Source organism: Natronotalea proteinilytica (assembly GCF_055379935.1).
The window spans coordinates 1,580,272-1,599,512 of sequence record NZ_AP043947.1 but is presented as its reverse complement, the minus strand read 5'-3'; the positions used below and the strand labels follow the sequence as shown (position 1 = coordinate 1,599,512).

Here is a 19,241-nt window from a genome sequence, read left to right as displayed (position 1 = left end):
CAATGAGATTGCTTCGCTCCGCTCGCAATGACAAGGGTGTGGGCTGTTCTCGGTACTTTAGAGACACATACGTTATCCGAGCGAGGATTGACCTGTGACCAAGCACCATTACTGTGTCACAGGTCAATCCTCGGGTTGCAACGCCTCCATTTTATATTGTCATCTTGAGCGGAGTCTGACACGAGCGCAGCGAGATCTCGGATCAGGTCCGGAACAGGCGAACGCAGTGAGTAAAGATCTCCCCCGAAATGGGCAGGGCTTTTGGGTTGCCAGGAGCTACTGAACGTCGACAGGCCCTGGAGGCGTCACAGCACGTACCTGTTTAGCGACTTGCTTCCCAGATCGCCGGGGACGCAAGCGGTCCCCGGCTATGGGTTTGACCCACCTCGTGTCGTTCCGTAGCCCGGGATCAGAAGCGAAGCGGATATCCCGGGCGGCCATTGAACCACGCTAAACACGTACCACAGCACGCTGTGACGGTACAGGGCCTTACACCTTCCGTACGGTCGGGGGCCTACCCTGGCCGTTTTTTGATCGAGGTGCAACGTAAAGCCGAGATCTCCTCTGACAACGTAGCCGGATCATTGGCACTACGCTACCCAGACAATACAGGGGACTATCGTGTCCCTTGCCCTCGCTCCAGGCTATGGAGCGGGGTTTTCCTATGCGGTATTGTCTTCTTACGCAAAGAAGGGGCCCGTCTACTGCTTGCCTTTCAACGTCACGGCATCGGGGCCGAGCAATTGCTTGACGCCGCGCATGAACTCGGCTGTAGGCTCCACCACAAACTTGCGACTCCGCAGCCGCTCCGAGTGATTGAGTTCGGGCGCGTTCACATCGAAGAACAACGTGCAATTGCCGCGATGCTCATTGCATAAATCGCGTAACCGGTTCAAGGTCGGACGATCTAATGCGGGCGCATCCACATCTAAGATCACCTCGTTGACCAACCGCTCACGGACTTTCCACATCGGAAAGATCTCTTTCACAACGACCGACACCGAAGTGCCTTGCATCTCGGCATTGCCTTTTACGAGCACGACATTGTCGACCTTCAGGTACGGCTGGATACGGTCAATCACACTGGAGAAGCAGACCAATTCGCCCTGCCCGGTAAAGTCTTCGATGGTCGCAAAAGCGATAGGCTTGCCACTCTTCGTGGTACGGCGATTTACTTCGGTGATAATGCCACAAAAGGTGCGTACTGGTCCCCGATTACGTCCGCGCCCGTCGCCTCCGGCATGCTGAATCATCCGTTCAAGCGCATCGGTGTCGCCAAATCGGGCACTTGCAAAGGCTTCGGCTTCGGCCTTGTACTCATCGAGCGGATGCCCCGACACGTAAAACCCAATGACTTCATGCTCTGACTTCAGCTTTTGCGCTTTCGGCCACGACTCGATGTCTGGAAGTGCGGGTTCCATTTCATCGGCTCCCACTCCACCATCTCCAAAGAGCGAGTTTTGCCCGGCCGCTCGGTCGGCCTGCACCTTTTGTCCGTAGCGCACTGCCGTATCTACAGCCTCCAGGAGCTGGGCACGATGCCCTTCAAGCTCATCGAGCGCCCCGGCTTTAACGAGGGCTTCCAGCGTGCGCTTACCTGCGGTGCGCAGATCCAGGTGCTCGGTGAGATCCCAGATTGTGTTGAACGGACCATGCTCTTCACGCGTCTCGATAATAGCCTCGACTGCACCCGTCCCGGCGCCCTTGACCGCCCCCATCCCGAACAGAATGGCGCCGTCGTCGACGGTGAACTGCACATCGCTGCGGTTGATGGAAGGCGGCAAGATATCGATTCCCAGACTGCGCGCCTCCTCCAGCACCACACTGAGCTTATCGTTATTGCCAATCTCGTTCGTCATGGCCGCTGCCATGAACTCGGCCGGGTAATGCGCCTTGAGGAAGGCCGTCTGGTACGCCACAATCGAGTAGGCCGCGGCATGCGAGCGGTTAAACCCGTACCCCGCAAACTTCGCCATGAGATCCCACACCTCCTCAATGGTCGCATCATCAACGTCTTGTGCGCGAGCCCCCTCCACAAACTCGCCCTTCATCTCGTTCATGATCTTCTCCTTCTTCTTCCCCATCGAATTGTGGATCACCACATCCGAGGCGACGAAGTTAGCGTGCGGAGGCACGGCCAGGTCATAGACCCGGCGCGTTCCTACAGGTTCGATAGATACAATGGGATCCCACAGCACCTCGCCACTGGCAATGTGCTGCAATTCCGGGCTATCAAATGCCTCGCCGAGTGCTTGCAAACGATGGCGGCTGAGCTTGCGCGATGGTGACGAGAAGTTGAGTCCCGAAGACAAATTACCCCCTGGAAGCCCAACCTGCTCGCCTCCCTCTCGCCAAGAGCGCCCACTGGCATACTTTGCCCGTTTCACTTCATGTGTAACCGCTGCAGGCACATTGTAAATTGAGTGGCTACGCTGTCGCTCTGACGCCTGGTTCGCCAATCGGCGCAGCGCTTCTTTCTTTACCCCTACAATGTATGGCCCTACCGCCGATGCAAACTGAAGAACATCGCGTTGGTCGGTTATGAGCAGTTCATAGTTATCTCGGTGCGTCGTTTCGCGCGCACGCCGTACAGTTGGAATTCCAAGACGAAGCAGCAGATGGGTAAGGTCATCGCGCAGCGTAGCGCTGGACGTGCTGTACGAGATTCTGGTCTTCTCAATGGAGCCATCGGTGCTAAACAAACAGCCCACAAAACAGGCTAGCCGTGCAGGCGTGTACCGGAAGACCTCCTCAGGAATCCGCTTTGACTCGGCGCGTCCGATGATGCCGGTTTCACGAACCAGAGCCGTGATGGGATTTTTGGTCCCTTCCTTCCCACGGGCTGTCACAGTTTGGACACCGGTCTTTGCATGCTCATAGGTCTTTGTTTCGGCGCCAAGCTGTGTCACAGCGTTTTTGTATGCTGCAAGAACCGCAGGATCCCTATTGTAGAACCGTGCCGTGGCATAGCCTTGCCGCTGTACCGTCTGTCCATCCCCAATTAGGAAAGCAATCGTCTCCACGCGTGCCCGCTCGGGCGCTTCACGTCCCGCTACCGGTAGCACGGAGGGCACGGCAATGGCATCCCCCTCCGACAGGTCAGATAGGTGTGCCCATCCGCGCACGGTGCGGAGCGGGTGGTTTTCAGTGAGTGTGATTTCGCGCCCACTGCGTGTGGTAACGCGATAGACGGGTTTGCGTCCGTTGTCGAACCGTTCCGTAACGCGTGTATGTGTGAGCTTGTACTCATCATCAAGTGTAAGAATAGACATCCCCGGTTCGACCTCATCGACACGGACCCGGTCTCCGGTGTCTGCATCGACGACAAGTGTATCGCCCGTCACACAGCGGCGCAGAATATCCGCCTTGCCCAGGCTGAAGCCACCCATCTCTTGGGCCATCTGCATGACCTGCTCCTGGTAAACCGGAATGCCGTAGGTCGGCTCCAGAATCTCTTCGAGCATGGGGTGCGGATACTCGACCTCCTCCTCGCCGTGCTTGCGGGCAATGTACGTGGGGATGTTCTCCATCGGACCCGGACGATACAGCGAGTTCATCGCAATCAGATCGTTGAGCTCGGTCGGCTTGAGCTTGCGGAGCCACTCGCGCATGCCAGTGGACTCAAACTGGAAGATGGAGACGGTTTCGCCACGCTGAAAGAGCTTGTACGTCTCCTCATCATCGAGCGGGATCTCTTCAATATCGATCTCAATCCCATGCTTTTTCTGGATAAGATCCAGCGTGTCGTTGATGACAGTAAGCGTCTTGAGTCCCAGGAAGTCCATTTTTAACAGGCCAAACTCCTCCACCCAGTCGCCATCGTACTGTGTGGTAACGACCTTCTCGCCTTTGCTTTTTGACACACTGATGGGCACATAATCGCTCACCTCACCCGGCGCAATGATGACGCCCGCCGCGTGTACCCCGGTATGACGCGCCGAGCCTTCCAGCACGTCGGCGTATTGCATCATTCGGCGTATTTTGGGATTGTCGGATTGCTTGAGCTGCCGAAAATCGGGGACTTCTTCGTAGGCGTCGTCGAGGTCTACCCCAACGCCGTCGGGAATCATCTTCGCGATGCGGTCGGCTTCACTCAGGGGGATGTCGAGCACGCGGGCCACGTCGCGGATGACGGTCTTCGCGCCCATGGTTCCAAACGTGATTATCTGGCACACATTTTCGCGTCCATACTCCTCCACCACGTAGTCAATCACCTTCGAACGGCCCCGATCATCAAAGTCGATGTCGATATCCGGCATCGACACGCGCTCGGGGTTCAAGAAACGCTCAAACAGCAGGTCGTACTTGAGCGGATCCACGTTGGTAATGCCCAGGCAGTAGCTCACACAACTCCCCGCCGCCGATCCGCGCCCCGGACCCACGCGTACGTCGAGCTCACGCGCAGCATCGGTAAAGTCCTGCACAATAAGAAAATATCCGGCGTACCCCATTTCCTTAATGATGCCGAGCTCGTGATTCAGCCGGTCAACCACACGCTGCGACAGCGGCTCCTCATAGCGCTCTTTGGCCCGCTCGAACGTTACATGGCGCAAATACGCGTCCATGTCGTCGTTGAACCGATCAGGAATGGGATAATGCGGCATGAGCAAATCGCCCATGGGCAGCTCAAAGTCACACTTAGCGGCCACCTCTGCGGTGTTGGTCAGCGCGTTTTGCTGAAGGGGATCAGGCAAGTCGGAAAGGGCGTCTAGCATTTCGTGCGCGCCCTTCATATAGAACTGATCGTTCTCAAAGCGCATCCGATTCGGATCGTTGTACTGCTTGCCCGTCTGCAGGCAGAGCATCACGTCTTGCGCTTCGGCATCTTCCTGATCTACGTAGTGGACGTCGTTGGTGCCAACGACCGGCACATCGTACTCACGGGCCCAGCGCACCAACACCTCGTTACACGTCTTCTGATCGTCAATGCGATGGTCTTGCAGCTCGATGTAGTAGTCATTGCCAAAGATGTCGAGATACATCTCGAACACCTGCCGAGCGCGCTCCTCCCCTTTGTTCAGAATGGTTTGAAGCACCTCGCCCTGCAGGCAGCAGGTGGTCGCTACCAATCCCTTGTGATGCTCACGAAGCAGGTTATGGTCGATGCGGGGTTTGTAATAAAACCCATCAGTAAACGACTTTGACGACAGCTTGATGAGGTTCTGATAGCCCTCTTCGTTTTTTGCCAGCAGCACCTGGTGGTAGCGGGTTTTGTCGGTCTTGTCGTGGATGCCGCTAGGCGTAAGGTAGAATTCGCATCCGATAATCGGTTGCACGCCCTTCTTGCGGGCTGTCGTGTAAAACTCCGGCACGCCGTACAGATTGCCATGGTCGGTGATCGCAACAGCAGGAATCTGCTTTTGCTTGGCTCGGTCGAGCATGGTATCAATCCCAGCGGCTCCATCGAGGAGCGAATACTGCGTGTGGCAGTGCAGATGGCAAAATTCGTCGTGCATAGTACGATAGGCAATCAGCAACCAAAGAAGATGAGGAGCCCTACTGGTGTGTCACACCTGAATGTGATGGTACAACATTGTCATCGCGAGGAGGAAGCTTGCGACCGACGTGGCGCTGTGAGCGCTAGCGAACGAGTACTCTTGGGGTGCGATCTCATGCCGTTGATTGGGCGGCTGCGTCCGGTCTGATAGCATGAGATTGCACCCCAAGAGCACTTCCTCCCTGCAGTCGGGGCGCGTCGCTGCGCTCGCAATGACAAGATTGTGAGTTATTCTCGGTACGTTAGGTGGCCATGTGTTACCTGAAGATTGACCTGTGACACAGCCCTACAGGCACCATACTACAAGAAAACACATAGCACGGCTTGGATCAACACCGAAACCACACACCGAGGCCGGCACATATGGGCATCCCATTGCACCCACGGTTGGTTGCGTATGTTGCACATTCGCGTGGCAAAACCCGACGAACCGTTATGGAATCGACTCGTTCAGATCCCGTCTCTTGTGCCACATTCCTCTAATTAACCTGCTTTCTTTTGGTGCTGTACCTTCTGTATTTGGATACCGAACACGTAAGCGATCCGCTTTTTCTGGAAGAGCTTGCTCGTCATTTCCACGAGCACCCCGTGGGGCACCGGCGCGCCCTCATTGTGCATGGGAGTAGCGAAAAAGTGGAACGTACCTTTGAATCTGACGGGGTGTTCATTGAGCGCGAGAATGGGATGCTTCCGGTAGAAACCGATGAGCAGCGGCGTCTTCTGGAGCGTGATGTGCGCGAGACCAATCAATCTATTGTGGCTGCTCTTACCGATCAGGTTGTGCCCACGGTGGGCGTTCAGGGGACCGACCGCCACTTGCTGCATCGCACCGACGACGGTGACATCGAAGCGGCAAATGACTTGGGCTGGCTCGATGCCTTGCTCAAGCAACACGTCATTGCAGTGGTGTCGGCGCTGGTGCCGAGTCAAAAGGACGATGGCATCGCCGAAGAAGTGCCCCTGCCCGCTGCCACAAAAGCACTAGCCACATACTTTGCCAGTCAACAAATTGCCGACGAGCACGTGCAGGTTGTCGTATTCAGCGATGACGACACCCCTGGTATCTCTGAAGACGACGCATCCGTAGCCGATAGCGTTGCGTACACCGAATTGGCAGATACTGCGCTCCCACATCCCAACCTTGCCCCCTATCTGATAGACGCGCACATCCCTTTGCTCGTTACCAACCTGCGTGGATTTTTTCAAGGCGATCGTCCTAAAGGGACTCGTATCGTGGCTTCGGCTTGAACCTTTCGGTAAATTGCGGCTAAAGGTCGCCGAAACGTCCATATAGTTGGAATAAGGGCTTGAATGCCGCTAAAGGGCGTTTTATGTTTGTTCGCTCTAAACAGCCGTTCCTTATTTCACAAACCCTACGCTCCTATGAGCAAGTTCGAAGAACGCTACAGCCAACTCACCGGCCTCATCGAAGACGCAGAAGAGGACCTCATGAAGTTCTATGAGAAGGAAAATAAAGCTGCCGGTACTCGTGCCCGCAAAAGCATGATGGAGTTGAAGAAGCTGGCACACGAAATTCGTCAGGAAATTCAGACGATCAAAAACGAAGAACTGTAAAGCTAGAGATTGTACGTTGCATGCGTCTTCGCAGGCAATGTATCTAGTGTGAAACAAGGGCTATGCCGCTGTTGGCATAGCCCTTGTTTTTTGTTACATTGATACGTGCGTGTATCAATTCGTGTCAATAGTGCCTCCTACGGCTTTATTGGGTTTCCACGGTTTCCAAATCATTCCAACGTCTTATATGACCGGTTATCTACGTACTCTTGTGGCATCGGCCCTTACACTGATGCTATTCGCCATTCCACTTTTGCCACTAGACACGTCTACCTCTGCGGTGGGACAAAATATGCCGAGCCCGCCGAGTGAGCCAACTCCACCAGACGAAGACGAACCTCACCCGTGGACCTACGACTTGGAAACACGCTTTTCTGGATCGCAAGCCGCATATCGCAACTGGCAAGAAGGCGGTGTAAGCACTATTTCGGTGACGGCTTCGATAGACGGACAGGCACAACGCGCTACAGAACGCCTCGCCCAGCTCTATGAAAGTCGCTTTCGCATCGGCTTTGTAAACCAGGAAGACGAGGCTTTCCGTAAGTCTGAGGATATTATCCGGCTTCGCATGGGGCTGCGCTACATTGGAGACGACTTTTTTCAGGACTTCAATCCCACATTTGCATCGGCACTCCGTACACAGTTTGCAAAAGGCTTTAACTTCAGTTCGAACCCTTTTGACGACGACGACCGCGAGCCGCCTGTTCTTGTATCAAACTTTCTGTCTCCAGCATTTTTTACCCAGTCGCTCGGACTTACCTACGACCCGGCAGAGTGGTATACAATTCGATTTGGCGGCGCCACCAAACAAACCATTGTCGGTGACCGAGAGCTACGCGAACTTTATGACGTAGACGAAAACCGCCTGCTAAGGTTTGAGGCAGGAGGCGAAATCAACAACATTGTGGATGTGCGGCTCATGGATAGCGTACGACTGCGCTCTACCCTCAACGTCTTCTTTTCGGCGAACGAGCTTGAATCTCCCCCAGACGTTACGTGGGAAAACACGCTCTCCATGCGCATAAACAATTGGCTTAACACCGAACTGGAGTTTGTTGCGCTATACAATGAAAACGTGAGCAATGCCGTCCAGATAAAAGAGGTCCTTTCGGTTGGCATTACCTTTGACCTGATCTGACGCGCTCTGCGCGATTCGATCTTTACCTATTTCTCTCGTGGCTGGCTGCTTTTTGCATGAATCGCTGGATTCTTGGGTTTCTGTATGGCGCCACCGCCCTGCTTAGCTGGACTGTCCCTCCACTCGCCACGCTGCACTATCCGGCAGCGTTGCCTCTTGCTGTCGTAGCCTTTTTTGGCAGCGGGTGGGTGTCAGTTCAATACTTTCAAAGCCATCCGCAGGCCTCGTTGTCACGTGCTTTGTGGAGTCATCTGCCACTGCTGAGTATTCCACTGATCGGTCTTTTGCTACCCGGTCTCTGGCGTACGCACTGCGACCTGCTTGCCGGATTCGGCTATTTCTTGCTGTACCCGGTTAGCTCGGCGCTTTTTGCTACCGCCGTAGCCTACTGGCTTACCAGCCGATCATCGCGCTATGCAGGATGGAAACTTACGGGACTGGGCGTATTCATCGTGCTGGCAGGACCGCTCTATGATCTCGGGCTCCACCCGCAGTTTTATACATACAACCATGTATTTGGAGGCGTCCTTGCCCCCATTTACGACCGCTTCTTGCCTTTTCGACCTGGCCTCGTTGCCTTTCGAGGCGTTACGCTGCTGTGGATTGGACTGCTGTGGGCACGTGGCCATGCCGTACGCTACGGATGGGGCGTGTGGTCGGGCCCCGTCGGAGCCGCCACCGCGTTTGCATTGGCTGCCGCCTACCTGTTTGCAGGAGAGTTGCACATCAATACAACCTCGCAGACGCTCCAGCGCGAACTGGATCAAACACATACCACTGCCCACTTCGACCTTCACTATGCCCACGACGACCTCGACTCGCTAGAGGCCGTCCGTATCGGGGACGAACTGGAGTTTGAACGCGCCCGGCTGATACATGATCTAAACGCCGGGTCGGAAGCCCCCACCGGAATCCACGTGTACCTGTACCCTGATGCCGAGACGCGCGCCCGCCTCACAGGCGCTCATGCCACCAGCATAGCCCCCGTATGGCTGAATCCACCGCAAACCCACCTGCTTTCGCGCAATACGGCCTCATTACCCCATGAGCTAGCGCATCTGATGACGCGTCCCTACGGCCTCCCCGTTATCAATGCGTCGTGGCTTGTCGGATTGGTTGAAGGATGGGCAGTGGCCCTTGAAGCCCCCACGCGCCAGCCCTCTCCCAACGACCAGGTACTGGCCATGACACCTCCTGGCGACCTCCCGAACCGGGCCGATGCCCTGCAACAGCAATGGAGCCCGTGGGGCTTTTGGAGCCAGCGGGCGGGCGTATCGTACACGGTCTTTGGCTCGTTTGTAGGCTCGGTGGCTGCCGAACATGGACATCCTGCGATCGCGGAGGCTTATGCCTGGGGCACCCTCGAACAAGCTACGAGCTGTTCGATGGAGACGCTCACGACGCGGTGGATAGAGCATCTATCGACCACACGCGTGATGCATGCCGAGGCACGGCCTGTAGCCCAGCGCCGCTTTCGCATCCCCAGTTTCTTTGAACTGCCCTGTCCCTACGAACCGCCGCCCGCCCAGGCTCAGTACCGAACCGCCCAAATAGCCCTGGCCGAGGGGGATACCACCGCTGCCCGCACAGCCCTTCACGAAGCGCTAAGCGAACGCCCAGACTTTCCGCAGGCACAGCGCCAGTTGGCAGCGCTTCATCTAACACAACACGCTCCTGAGGCTGCACACAAGGCCCTCGGTGACTCAACAACATGGACGGCCTCTGATTGGGGACTTGCCGGGCGCGCAGCGCTTCAACAGTCTGATTTCCCCAAAGCAGAACTCCGCTTCAAAGCAGCCTGGGCGTCTACACCACGTTCTGATGTCGAAGCACGCGCACGCTGGATTGCACGAGCCACCGATGCGTCTAATGGCTCGCCACCAGACGCGTCTCCTTCAACCTGGAGCCGCATGCTTCAGGATGTGGAGCATGCCCTCAACGCCTCTGACACGGATTTCGACGATGCGTACACCACACTCCTAGATCGTCTTGAAGCGGCTTCTCTGCCACGCGGATGGCGCAACACACTGCACCTGCGGCTTTTGCTTAGTCGCGTAGAGGCAGCCAACCAACAGCGCGACTGGATTGCTCTTCATCAGCACGCCTGCGCGGCCCACGACTATGCCGCTCGCTTGCAGGCACGCCCTCTCATAAAGCCTCTTCAGTACACAGCGAAGGAAGCCTATTGGCATCAGCACAGCGAAATTGCCAGTAGCCCGTGTGCTACGTCTGACGCGTCGTAGATGAGTAGCCCCCCTGAACATCGACTTTCACTTCTCGTTGTAGCATGTGTACGTGCGACTTGGCATGCATGAACTGCTGCTAGTCCCCCTTTTTCCGGCTACTGCCTGCCTCCATGCATTGCTGCACCAACTCGTGCTCGTCAGACGCCCCCTCCGATCGCCCACTATACCACCGTCCGTGCTGGGTTATACACGCTGTAGGACTGCTCCTTCTTCTTGGAGCCGTACTTACCGGCTGTAGCAGCAGTGATGAAGCCCATACGGAAGGAGAGCTTCAAGAGGCCCCGGCTCCACAGGCGATTGTAGCCGATCCTGATTCAACTGTTCAGACCATTCAGTTGTACGAGGGTAACGACGAGCGTGCCTTTCCCATTATACGCTTGAACTCCGACGACCAACTCACCCTCGAATTTGACCTATTGACCGAGGACGGACGTCCGCTGAGTGTCTACTTTTTTCACGCCGATCAGCAGTGGAACCGCGACCTGACTCCGTCTCAGTACATGCAGCGGTTTGACCACGACTCGGTACTCAATTACCGTCGCTCTCGTAATTCGGAGGTCCCCTATGTTCACTACGAATACGAGTTTCCGAATAACAGCATCGATTTTACGATAAGCGGAAACTACATTGTGCGCGTCACCGAGCAGGGGCGCCGCGATGATGTCCTGTTTGAACGCGCGTTTTATGTAACCGAGCAGCAGGCACGAGGCACCATCGATGTCGAGGCCAACAACCGCCCGGGACAACGATGGCCCAATCAACGGCCCTCGCTCCTCTTTACACCGCCGTCTGACTTGCGTGGAAACCCGTTCAACTTTACCGTGTGCTTTGCACGAAACGATTTTAGCGAAGCCCCGCAATGTGCCCAACGTCCTCTGCTAAGCGAGCAACCGAACTTACAGTTCGAGCTACGTCGCCCGCACACGTTTCGCCCCACTTCTGCTCCGATCACACTGGATCTTAGTCGCTTGCGCACCAGTCGCAACGTCGAACGCACCGACCGAAGCCAACGGCCCACACAGGTTACACTTCGCGAAGACAATGCGCGTTTTCTTGGCGAGCACAGCGGTATGATGGAAGTGCTCAACGGGCAATCCGTAATTCGGGCTGCCATGCGTCATCTAGGCGACCCGCAACGGTCAAGTCCGTATGTGGATGTGCAGTTCCGGTTCGTTCCCCCCGACCGTGTGCCTGCCGATGCACCCATACGACTGCGGGGCTCGTTTATAAGCCGCGCCGAGGGGCAACCGATGCGTTGGAATGCCGACGCCGAACGCTACGAAACCATCGTACGCATGAAGCAGGGCATGCATGAATATACCTACGTCACAAGCGATGAGGCCGTCCGCTCCATTCTCGAGAACCGCCTTCCCCGTCGCGAGAATCGCTTCCTGGCACTCGTGTACTACCGAGACGTATCGCTTAGCACCGATCGATTACTGCAGATTGAGACGACACGGTCCCGGTTTTGATGAAGTGGTGCACGTCAATGGTCTAAGACGATACACAAACGTATCGTGGAAGGGCTGTACCGTTACATCGTGTGTGGTACGTGCCGCCCGAGATCAAAAGCGAAGCGGATATCCCGGGCGTTCAGTGAAGCCTGTTAAAACAGACACCTGCTTTCATGCCTCTAAGGTCGGAGTATGCGGAACTATCTTTGTCCTATTACTTCAGCCAATTAGTTTTATTGCAATAACGGACTTAAGTCGTATGTCAGATGTCCTTTCTGCTGCCCGACAGTGGGGGAATCAATTTGCTCGCTCCCTGCCCCAATCGCTCAAGTTCCAGCGTCATGACTCTGTCTACACACGCCACCGCGCCACCTGTGAGACCGTAGATCATGTGACGTTTCATGACCTTGGGGTAAGCGAAGAGGGGCGTCCGCTCTATGGCGTTGTTGCTGGAGACGGCCCCCTCCGAATCAGTTGCATCGCTGGCAACCATGCCGACGAACCCGTAGGCCCCGAAACCCTACGACACCTCGTTGACCGGCTTCTCGACACCCCTCCGCAATCCGATTGGACCGCCGGCGTGCAGTGGGTCATCGTGCCGCACACCAATCCCGATGGCGAGGCACGCAACCGTCCCTGGATCAATGCCTGGCCGGATTTGCCGACGTACCTGCGCACACGTGTACGGGAGCTACCTGGACGCGACATGGAGTTCGGGTTTCCGGATTTGCGTGCGGAAAACGAAGTCGTAAGCCATTTTTTGGCCGATCAGGGTCCGTTTGATGCGCATTTGAGCGCTCACGGTATGGGGGTAGCAGCCGGCACCCTACTGCTCATCCATCCACACTGGGGATATCGCACCGACGCTCTGCAGACGCTGTATCGGAAGGAATCGGACGCTGCCGGGTTGCCTCCGCATGACCACAATCGACAGGGGGAGAAGGGGTTTTTCTGGATCGGTCCTGGCTTTGCCACAACACCCAGTGGTACCGGAATGCGAGCGTATTTCAACGCACAAAACGATCCGGAGATGGCCAGCCGCTTTCTGGATAGCTCGATGGAGTTTGTGGATCGGCTTGGGGGCTCGCCCCTCTCAGTGGTTACTGAAGTGCCTTTGTTTGTGATTGACTCCGACACACCCATTGGCGGTCCTCCTCCGCAGTATGCGGCATTCAAAGAGGCCCTTCCTCGCATCCAACATGAGCTAAAAGAGCATGAAACGTCCGATACCCTGCGCGATTTTTCAATTCGTCCGCTCCCGCTAAATACCGCTATGCGCCTGCACAGCATGGTGTTAGGAGGCATGGTTGCGACTTGTCGCGCTGTTTCGGATTAAGGCAAACCATGACAATCACATGAAGGGAAGCGCTTTTAGATGGATTGAGGGCGCACATTCTTCGTATTGGCGTGTTTAGGGAGCCGCACTATTTCGACAATCCTCTTTTGCTGTTCAATGATCAAAAAACGCGAATACAAAACGGTAGTCCGAGTTACGTTTGAGTTGCCCGGCGACTGGGTGGACGAGCATGCGGCTGTAGCGGGGAGTTTTAACGACTGGGACGCCAGCGAGCTGCCTATGGAGTATGTTAAGACACGCGATGTGTGGAAGGCTGGCATCTCCCTCGAACCAGATAACACCTACGAGTTTCGCTATCGCATTGACCACGAGACGTGGGCAAACGATCCTGCTGCTGATGACTACGCGCCCAATCCGTTCTTTGAGGAGAACAGCGTGGTGCATACGCACACCTGATGTGCATCGGCCTCTTCCCGCAGCTATGTGCGGGCCATCCCCAGCGTGCACAGATACACGCGAGCGGCCCCGGCATCGATGAGCGCCTGTGCTGACGCGGCGGCGGTAGATCCGGTGGTGAGCACATCGTCAATGACAACATACGTCTGCTCAGCCACCCGTTCGGGGCGTACCACCTCAAACGCCCGTGCTACGTTCTTCCAACGAGCTGTGCGCTCCAAGCCGGTTTGCGACCGCGTGGGCCGGGTGCGCTGTAGTACATCCGCACAGGCTGGGATTCCGGTAGCCGTGCTCAAGCCTCGGGCCAGTTGCATGCTCTGATTATAGCCCCGCTCCAGCCACCGCTGACGATGAAGCGGTACCGGGACCAGCCCATCGGGGTGCCAGTGCATCGGAAGAACGCCTGCCATCCACCTCCCCAGGGTATGGCCCACCTGAGGCTGTCCCTCGTACTTGAGCGCATGTTGAACCGATTGCAGTGCCCCCTTCGCATCAAACACCCACAGACTGCGGGCTTCAGTAATGACCGCAGCCTGCTCCAATCGCTCTAACCGCTTGTGCACATTGGCAGCGGTGGCACGCTCTACGCTTGCCACACATTGCGGACAGATCGGTACCTTGGGCCCGGCCACACGCTGTCCGCATCCCATGCATTGTGGTGGATACAGCAACGATAGCACCGCCTGCCCTATCGCATTACTATGTTTGCGCAGTCGTATCATCGTTTCCCCCTCCGCGGTAGCGCGCTTTTTCAATTCTGCAATTATTTCGACTCCTTCGCCTGCAGTTCTGCACCCTGTATGATATACTATAGTCCGAATGAAATCCATTTCGGACGCTTTCGCCACCCTCCCGAAGCAACGCTTTGCCTTTTTCCTATGGCTGATCGTGACCGCCGCGGCATGCTTATCAAGAACACTGGAACCACGGCTGCGCAGGTCGCCATGGCTTCGCGCGTCATCACTATTGGACCGGGTGAGGAAGAGTTCATCACGCCCGAGGAGGTGCGCGACCCGAAGCTGCGTGAAGCACTGCAAATACGGGCCATCGCTATTGTGCGCCCTGCCACAAAAGAAGAAGATGAAGCTCTAGCCAATCGGCTCAGCTAATAACGGTCCACCCACGGCATGAATATCCTGGTTGTGGAGCCGTGGTATAGTGGTTCGCATCGCCACTTCCTCGACGGATTGCGCCACCACTCAAGCCATACGTACACCTTCTGCACGCTGCCCGGACGCTACTGGCGCTGGCGCATGGATGCAGCAGCGGTATCGTTGGCTGAGCAGGCACGCACCGCCCTTGAAAGACACGGCATGCCCGATGTTATACTGGCCTCTAGCCTATTGGATCTGCCCACGTTCCTGGGCCTGATCCGTCCGGCACTGGCTAACACGCCCGTGGTGCTATACTTTCACGAGAACCAACTCACCTACCCGCGTCCCGACGATGCGCCAGCGCCGCGCACCTATGCGCTCATGAACTACCGCTCGGCTCTGGCTGCCGATGCGTGCTGGTTTAACTCGTCGTTTCATCGCAGCTCGTTTCTGAATGCGTTGCCCCCCTTCCTGCAGCGTTTCCCAGAAGCGTCACCTACCCCCCGTCTCGACACCATCGCCCAAAAGAGCGCCGTGCATCATCTGGGTATCAACCTGAAGCGCTTCGGGCCCCTCTCTGCACGCCCCGCAAACAGCCCTCCTGTGCTACTCTGGAACCAGCGCTGGGCCTTCGACAAGAATCCTGAAGGACTGCTACACCTCGTTACCGCGCTCGATGGGCGTGGGCTCGACTTCCACCTCATCATTACCGGACGCGCCGCCCAGCAGCCCCCCGAAGCCATAGAGGCACTGCGCACACGGTTTGCCGACCGGCTGCTCCACATCGGATTTGTAGAGGATGCCGATGTATACGCTGAACTGCTGCATCGCGCCGATATTGTGCTCTCTACAGCCCACCACGAGTTTTTCGGCATAGCCGTGATGGAGGCCATTCACTGCGGATGCCATCCGGTACTTCCGAACCGCCTGAGTTATCCCGAACTCATCCCCAACCGCCTCCATCAGCCGCTGCTGCACGCGCCCACGCTCTACGATACCTCGACCGATGCCATCGACCTGTGCGCTGCTCTACTTCAAGGCGATGCGCGTCCACTGCCTCCGGGGACGCTGCGCACCATCAGCACCCCGTACGACTGGACAAACCGACATGCAAGCCTGGATGCGGCGTTTGAAGATGTCGTGTGCTAACGTTTCTCTCGCAGTGCATTGCGCGGTGCAGTATGCCACCTGAATGGTATCGTATGTCTCTCGTATCGATGCACCAGCGGCATGACCCATGGCCACACCTGCTGCGACGATCCAGTGGAACGCTCCAGCGTCCTCAAACCGCCACCCGGGGCGTTACGCCGAATTGGGCCGTCGCGACGAGAGCGCAAGTAGGGGTGACATGCCCCCCTCAGCCCTAGGTAGCTCAAAAGAAATATATTTACACCTTGTCATCGCGAGGAAGGAGCTTGCGACTGACGCGGCGATCTCATGCCCCCGACCTGGACGGTGCTGCCCGGCTTGATGGCACAAGATTGCCGCGTCGCTAGCGCTCCTCGCAATGACATAATCAAAGATACTTTTGTGGGTCTACTTAGTCCTTGCACATAACTTTTTCTTTGCTATGTTGTTTATTTAAAGTCGGTTGCCTCCACCGCCTGTTCAATGAGAGACTGTTGGATCCTACAATTGGATCCTACAAAAAGAACCCATCTGGGCGTCTTTTCGGGGGAATAGTCGGGAGAATGGATCCTGAATCGAGTTCAGGACAGGAAAGCGAGCCTGCGAGCGCGATCCAGGATCCAGAAAAGGCATCGGCCGCACGAGGCCCCGCGGGCGCCGTCCCGCGTTCTGGCCAATACGTTGATGCTCCCGTCAACAACAGTCAACAACAAGTCCAGATTGCAACCCGTGATCAACGATTATCACCACCTCGAGTTGTGTGCATAGACTAGCCCCTCAGGCAGGCAGCATTTCCGCCGCATCTGATGAAATCACCTGTACCCCCGCATCACCCATCGCTTTCCAGGCCGCATCCATGGAGCCGTTCTGGTCAATCCCCCGTGTGGCGTCTTCGACCACATACACCGAAAAGCCCTCACTGCGGCCATCCGTGGCCGACCACCGCACGCAAAAGTCCGTGGCTAGTCCCACTACCACCAGTGTGTCGATGCTGCGTGCGTTGAGGTAGCCGGTCAATCCGGTGGCCGTGGTACCGTCGTTCTCGTAAAACGCCGAGTACGAATCGATCTCTGGACGAAAGCCCTTACGGATGATTAGATCAGCACGGTCGGTGTTCAGCTCGTCATGAAACGCGGCGCCCTCGCTGCCCTGCACACAATGGTCGGGCCACAGCACCTGCTCGCCATATGCCATTTCAATGGTATCGTAGGGCGCATGCCCCGCATGCTGCGACGCGAACGACTGGTGCTCCGCCGGATGCCAATCCTGCGTGAGAACGACCGCGTCAAAGCCCTCCATCAGCCGATTAACAGTAGGAACAATCGTATCCCCTTCAGGCACTGGCAGGGCGCCACCCGGACAAAAATCGTTTTGTACATCGACAACTAACAGTGCGTGCATGCGTCTAACTATAATGGTGAATAGGACCTAAATCAGGCACCTAATCCACGAATAACTGGCCTCATTTTTCCCATCTGTCATGGAAACGTTACAAGCAACGCCCCACACCACAAAAGACGATCCCAAATCCCAAGTTCAAGCAGCATTTGAAGCGCAGCGGGCGCACCATCCCAGCGTCCGTGCGCAACCAGCCGCGGGCCGGATCGAAAAGTTGCAACGGCTTCACGATCTTATCTGGACGCGGCGCTCCGACATTCAGGCGGCCATGTACCAGGATTTTCGGCGCCCCCCTATCGAAGCGGATATGACGGAGGTCAAGGCGCTGGCCGACGAGGTGCAGTTTGCCATCGACAATCTGCGTTCATGGATGAAACCGCAGGATGTGCCCACACCGCGCTTGCTCACCGGTACGAGCTCCCGCATCGAGCCGACGCCGAAAGGGGTGGTCTGCATCATGAGCCCGTGGAACTATCCGTTTATGCTCACCCTGGGGCCGCTCGTAGGCGCGATAGCAGCCGGCAACAGCGTTATGTTGAAACCGTCGGAATTCACGCCGAACAGCAGCGCCCTAATGGCCGAGATGATCGACACGCTGTACGATCCGCGCGAGGTCACGCTCGTTCGTGGCGACAAGGACGTAGGCGCAGCACTGCTCAATCAACCCTTTGATCACTTTTACTTTACGGGAAGTCCCAAAGTGGGACGTATCGTGATGAAAGCAGCTGCTGAGCACCTTAGCTCCGTAACGCTGGAGCTGGGCGGTAAGTCGCCCGCCGTGGTGGATGCTACCGCCGATGTGGAACACGCGGCGCGTACCATTGCGTGGGGCAAATTCTTGAATGCGGGGCAAACGTGCATCGCGCCCGATTATGTGCTGGTGGATGCGACGGTTGCCGATCCGTTCGTGCAGGCCCTGCGCACTGCCATCACAGAGTTTTACGGACAAACGCCCACCGACCGGCAGCAGAGCGGCGATTACGCGCGCCTCGTAAACGATCACCACACCAATCGGCTCTCCGAAGCGCTCCAAGACGCTATCGAACGCGGCGCCCAACTGGAGTACGGCGGTACTGTGGATGCCACCGAAAACTACATAGAGCCCACGGTCTTGCGGGATGTGCCGAACGACGCCACCGTGATGCAGGAGGAAATCTTCGGGCCGATCCTCCCGGTGCAGTCCTACCATCACCTTGACGACGCCATTGCAGCGATCAACCAGCGCGAAAACCCGCTGGCCATGTATCACTTTACAGGCAACGAATCGAACGTCCGCACCCTGCTCGACGGCACCCAATCGGGCGGCGTCTGCATCAACGACACGGTCATTCACTACCTGAATCCGCATCTGCCGTTTGGGGGAGCCGGACACAGCGGCATTGGCATGGGGACGGGGCGCTACAGCTTTGAGGAGTTTTCGGATATGCGGAGTGTCCTCACGCGCAAACGTGGCTCCGGACTCATGCAGACGCTCTACCCGCCCTACGGACGCTTCACCAAGAAGCTCACCGAATGGCTACTTCCGTGGGCCTGATTGCGCTTGCTGGATTGGAGCCCCGATCGGGGACCGCTTGCGTCCCCGGCGCTCTGTAGCATGTCACTAAACACACATGCTCTACAAGATCATATCGTGCTGCAGGTCATCCTGACGCCGCTAGGCGGAAGGATCTCAACGCCACCCCCACAGGCTCGCCACGTCCGGTGCGCGCAGGGTGCACCTCTCGGCCACCAAGCAGCAGAGCCCCCCGGCCACATCCCGCTGAGATGCTTCACTGCGTTCAGCATGACATGTATAGAAGGGCCTTGCGGTACGCTGTATCTGTTTAGCAGGCTTCAATATGTTTAGCGCGGCTCAATGACCGCCCGGGAAAGGGAGACTTAATTCGAAGGGCGGGGCGGTCATGTGACTGGTGTGATACAACGTGAAATCACTCAAACCCACCCTCGTGGCGATGCTC

At 56.8% G+C, this 19,241-nt stretch carries 13 protein-coding genes; 10 read left to right on the top strand and 3 right to left on the bottom strand.

Annotated elements, in window-relative coordinates:
• Nucleotides 1-701: 701 nt before the first annotated feature.
• Nucleotides 702-5,456, bottom strand: coding sequence for a DNA polymerase III subunit alpha (gene dnaE, locus ACZ5AL_RS06505; RefSeq protein ID WP_464512978.1), 4,755 nt, complete (start codon nt 5,454-5,456; stop codon nt 702-704).
• Between the two features lie 539 nt (nt 5,457-5,995).
• On the opposite strand from dnaE, the gene ACZ5AL_RS06500 reads away from it, so the two are divergent.
• The 7 genes from ACZ5AL_RS06500 (at nt 5,996) to ACZ5AL_RS06470 (ending at nt 13,663) form a co-directional block, all read left to right on the top strand.
• Nucleotides 5,996-6,745, top strand: coding sequence for an acetylglutamate kinase (locus tag ACZ5AL_RS06500; RefSeq protein WP_464512977.1), 750 nt, complete (start codon nt 5,996-5,998; stop codon nt 6,743-6,745).
• 135 nt (nt 6,746-6,880) lie between these two features.
• On the top strand, nt 6,881-7,072 hold the full coding sequence (locus ACZ5AL_RS06495; protein WP_464512975.1) for a histone H1: 192 nt from the start codon (nt 6,881-6,883) through the stop codon (nt 7,070-7,072).
• 187 nt (nt 7,073-7,259) lie between these two features.
• A complete protein-coding gene (locus tag ACZ5AL_RS06490; RefSeq protein WP_464512974.1) occupies nt 7,260-8,210 on the top strand; it encodes a DUF3078 domain-containing protein in 951 nt (316 codons plus the stop codon).
• A gap of 56 nt (nt 8,211-8,266) precedes the next feature.
• The gene (locus ACZ5AL_RS06485; protein ID WP_464512973.1) at nt 8,267-10,453 is read left to right on the top strand and encodes a tetratricopeptide repeat protein; all 2,187 of its coding nucleotides are present in this window, start codon (nt 8,267-8,269) and stop codon (nt 10,451-10,453) included.
• A 113-nt stretch (nt 10,454-10,566) separates the two neighbouring features.
• Complete coding sequence (locus ACZ5AL_RS06480; protein ID WP_464512972.1) at nt 10,567-11,928, top strand: type IX secretion system plug protein; 1,362 nt, start codon at nt 10,567-10,569, stop codon at nt 11,926-11,928.
• 241 nt (nt 11,929-12,169) lie between these two features.
• Nucleotides 12,170-13,246 carry a M14 family zinc carboxypeptidase gene (locus ACZ5AL_RS06475; protein WP_464512970.1) on the top strand — a complete coding sequence of 359 codons (1,077 nt, stop codon included), beginning with the start codon at nt 12,170-12,172 and terminating at the stop codon, nt 13,244-13,246.
• Nucleotides 13,247-13,363: 117 nt separating this feature from the next.
• On the top strand, nt 13,364-13,663 hold the full coding sequence (locus ACZ5AL_RS06470; protein WP_464512969.1) for an isoamylase early set domain-containing protein: 300 nt from the start codon (nt 13,364-13,366) through the stop codon (nt 13,661-13,663).
• A gap of 23 nt (nt 13,664-13,686) precedes the next feature.
• Here the strand turns inward: ACZ5AL_RS06470 and ACZ5AL_RS06465 are convergent, their stop codons facing one another.
• Nucleotides 13,687-14,259: a ComF family protein gene (locus tag ACZ5AL_RS06465; RefSeq protein WP_464512968.1), complete on the bottom strand. Its 573-nt coding sequence runs from the start codon at nt 14,257-14,259 to the stop codon at nt 13,687-13,689.
• Nucleotides 14,260-14,541: 282 nt separating this feature from the next.
• Here ACZ5AL_RS06465 and ACZ5AL_RS06460 point away from each other — a divergent pair, with 282 nt between their 5' ends.
• Together ACZ5AL_RS06460 and ACZ5AL_RS06455 are read left to right on the top strand one after the other, a co-directional pair.
• A complete protein-coding gene (locus tag ACZ5AL_RS06460; protein ID WP_464512966.1) occupies nt 14,542-14,772 on the top strand; it encodes a hypothetical protein in 231 nt (76 codons plus the stop codon).
• A gap of 18 nt (nt 14,773-14,790) precedes the next feature.
• Nucleotides 14,791-15,906, top strand: a complete 1,116-nt coding sequence (locus ACZ5AL_RS06455) for a tRNA-queuosine alpha-mannosyltransferase domain-containing protein (RefSeq protein WP_464512965.1) — start codon at nt 14,791-14,793, stop codon at nt 15,904-15,906.
• A gap of 756 nt (nt 15,907-16,662) precedes the next feature.
• On the opposite strand, the gene pncA is transcribed toward ACZ5AL_RS06455, so the two are convergent.
• Nucleotides 16,663-17,286 carry a bifunctional nicotinamidase/pyrazinamidase gene (pncA, locus tag ACZ5AL_RS06450; RefSeq protein WP_464512964.1) on the bottom strand — a complete coding sequence of 208 codons (624 nt, stop codon included), beginning with the start codon at nt 17,284-17,286 and terminating at the stop codon, nt 16,663-16,665.
• A 79-nt stretch (nt 17,287-17,365) separates the two neighbouring features.
• Here pncA and ACZ5AL_RS06445 point away from each other — a divergent pair, with 79 nt between their 5' ends.
• Nucleotides 17,366-18,817, top strand: a complete 1,452-nt coding sequence (locus tag ACZ5AL_RS06445; RefSeq protein ID WP_464512962.1) for an aldehyde dehydrogenase family protein — start codon at nt 17,366-17,368, stop codon at nt 18,815-18,817.
• The last annotated feature ends 424 nt before the right edge of the window (nt 18,818-19,241 follow it).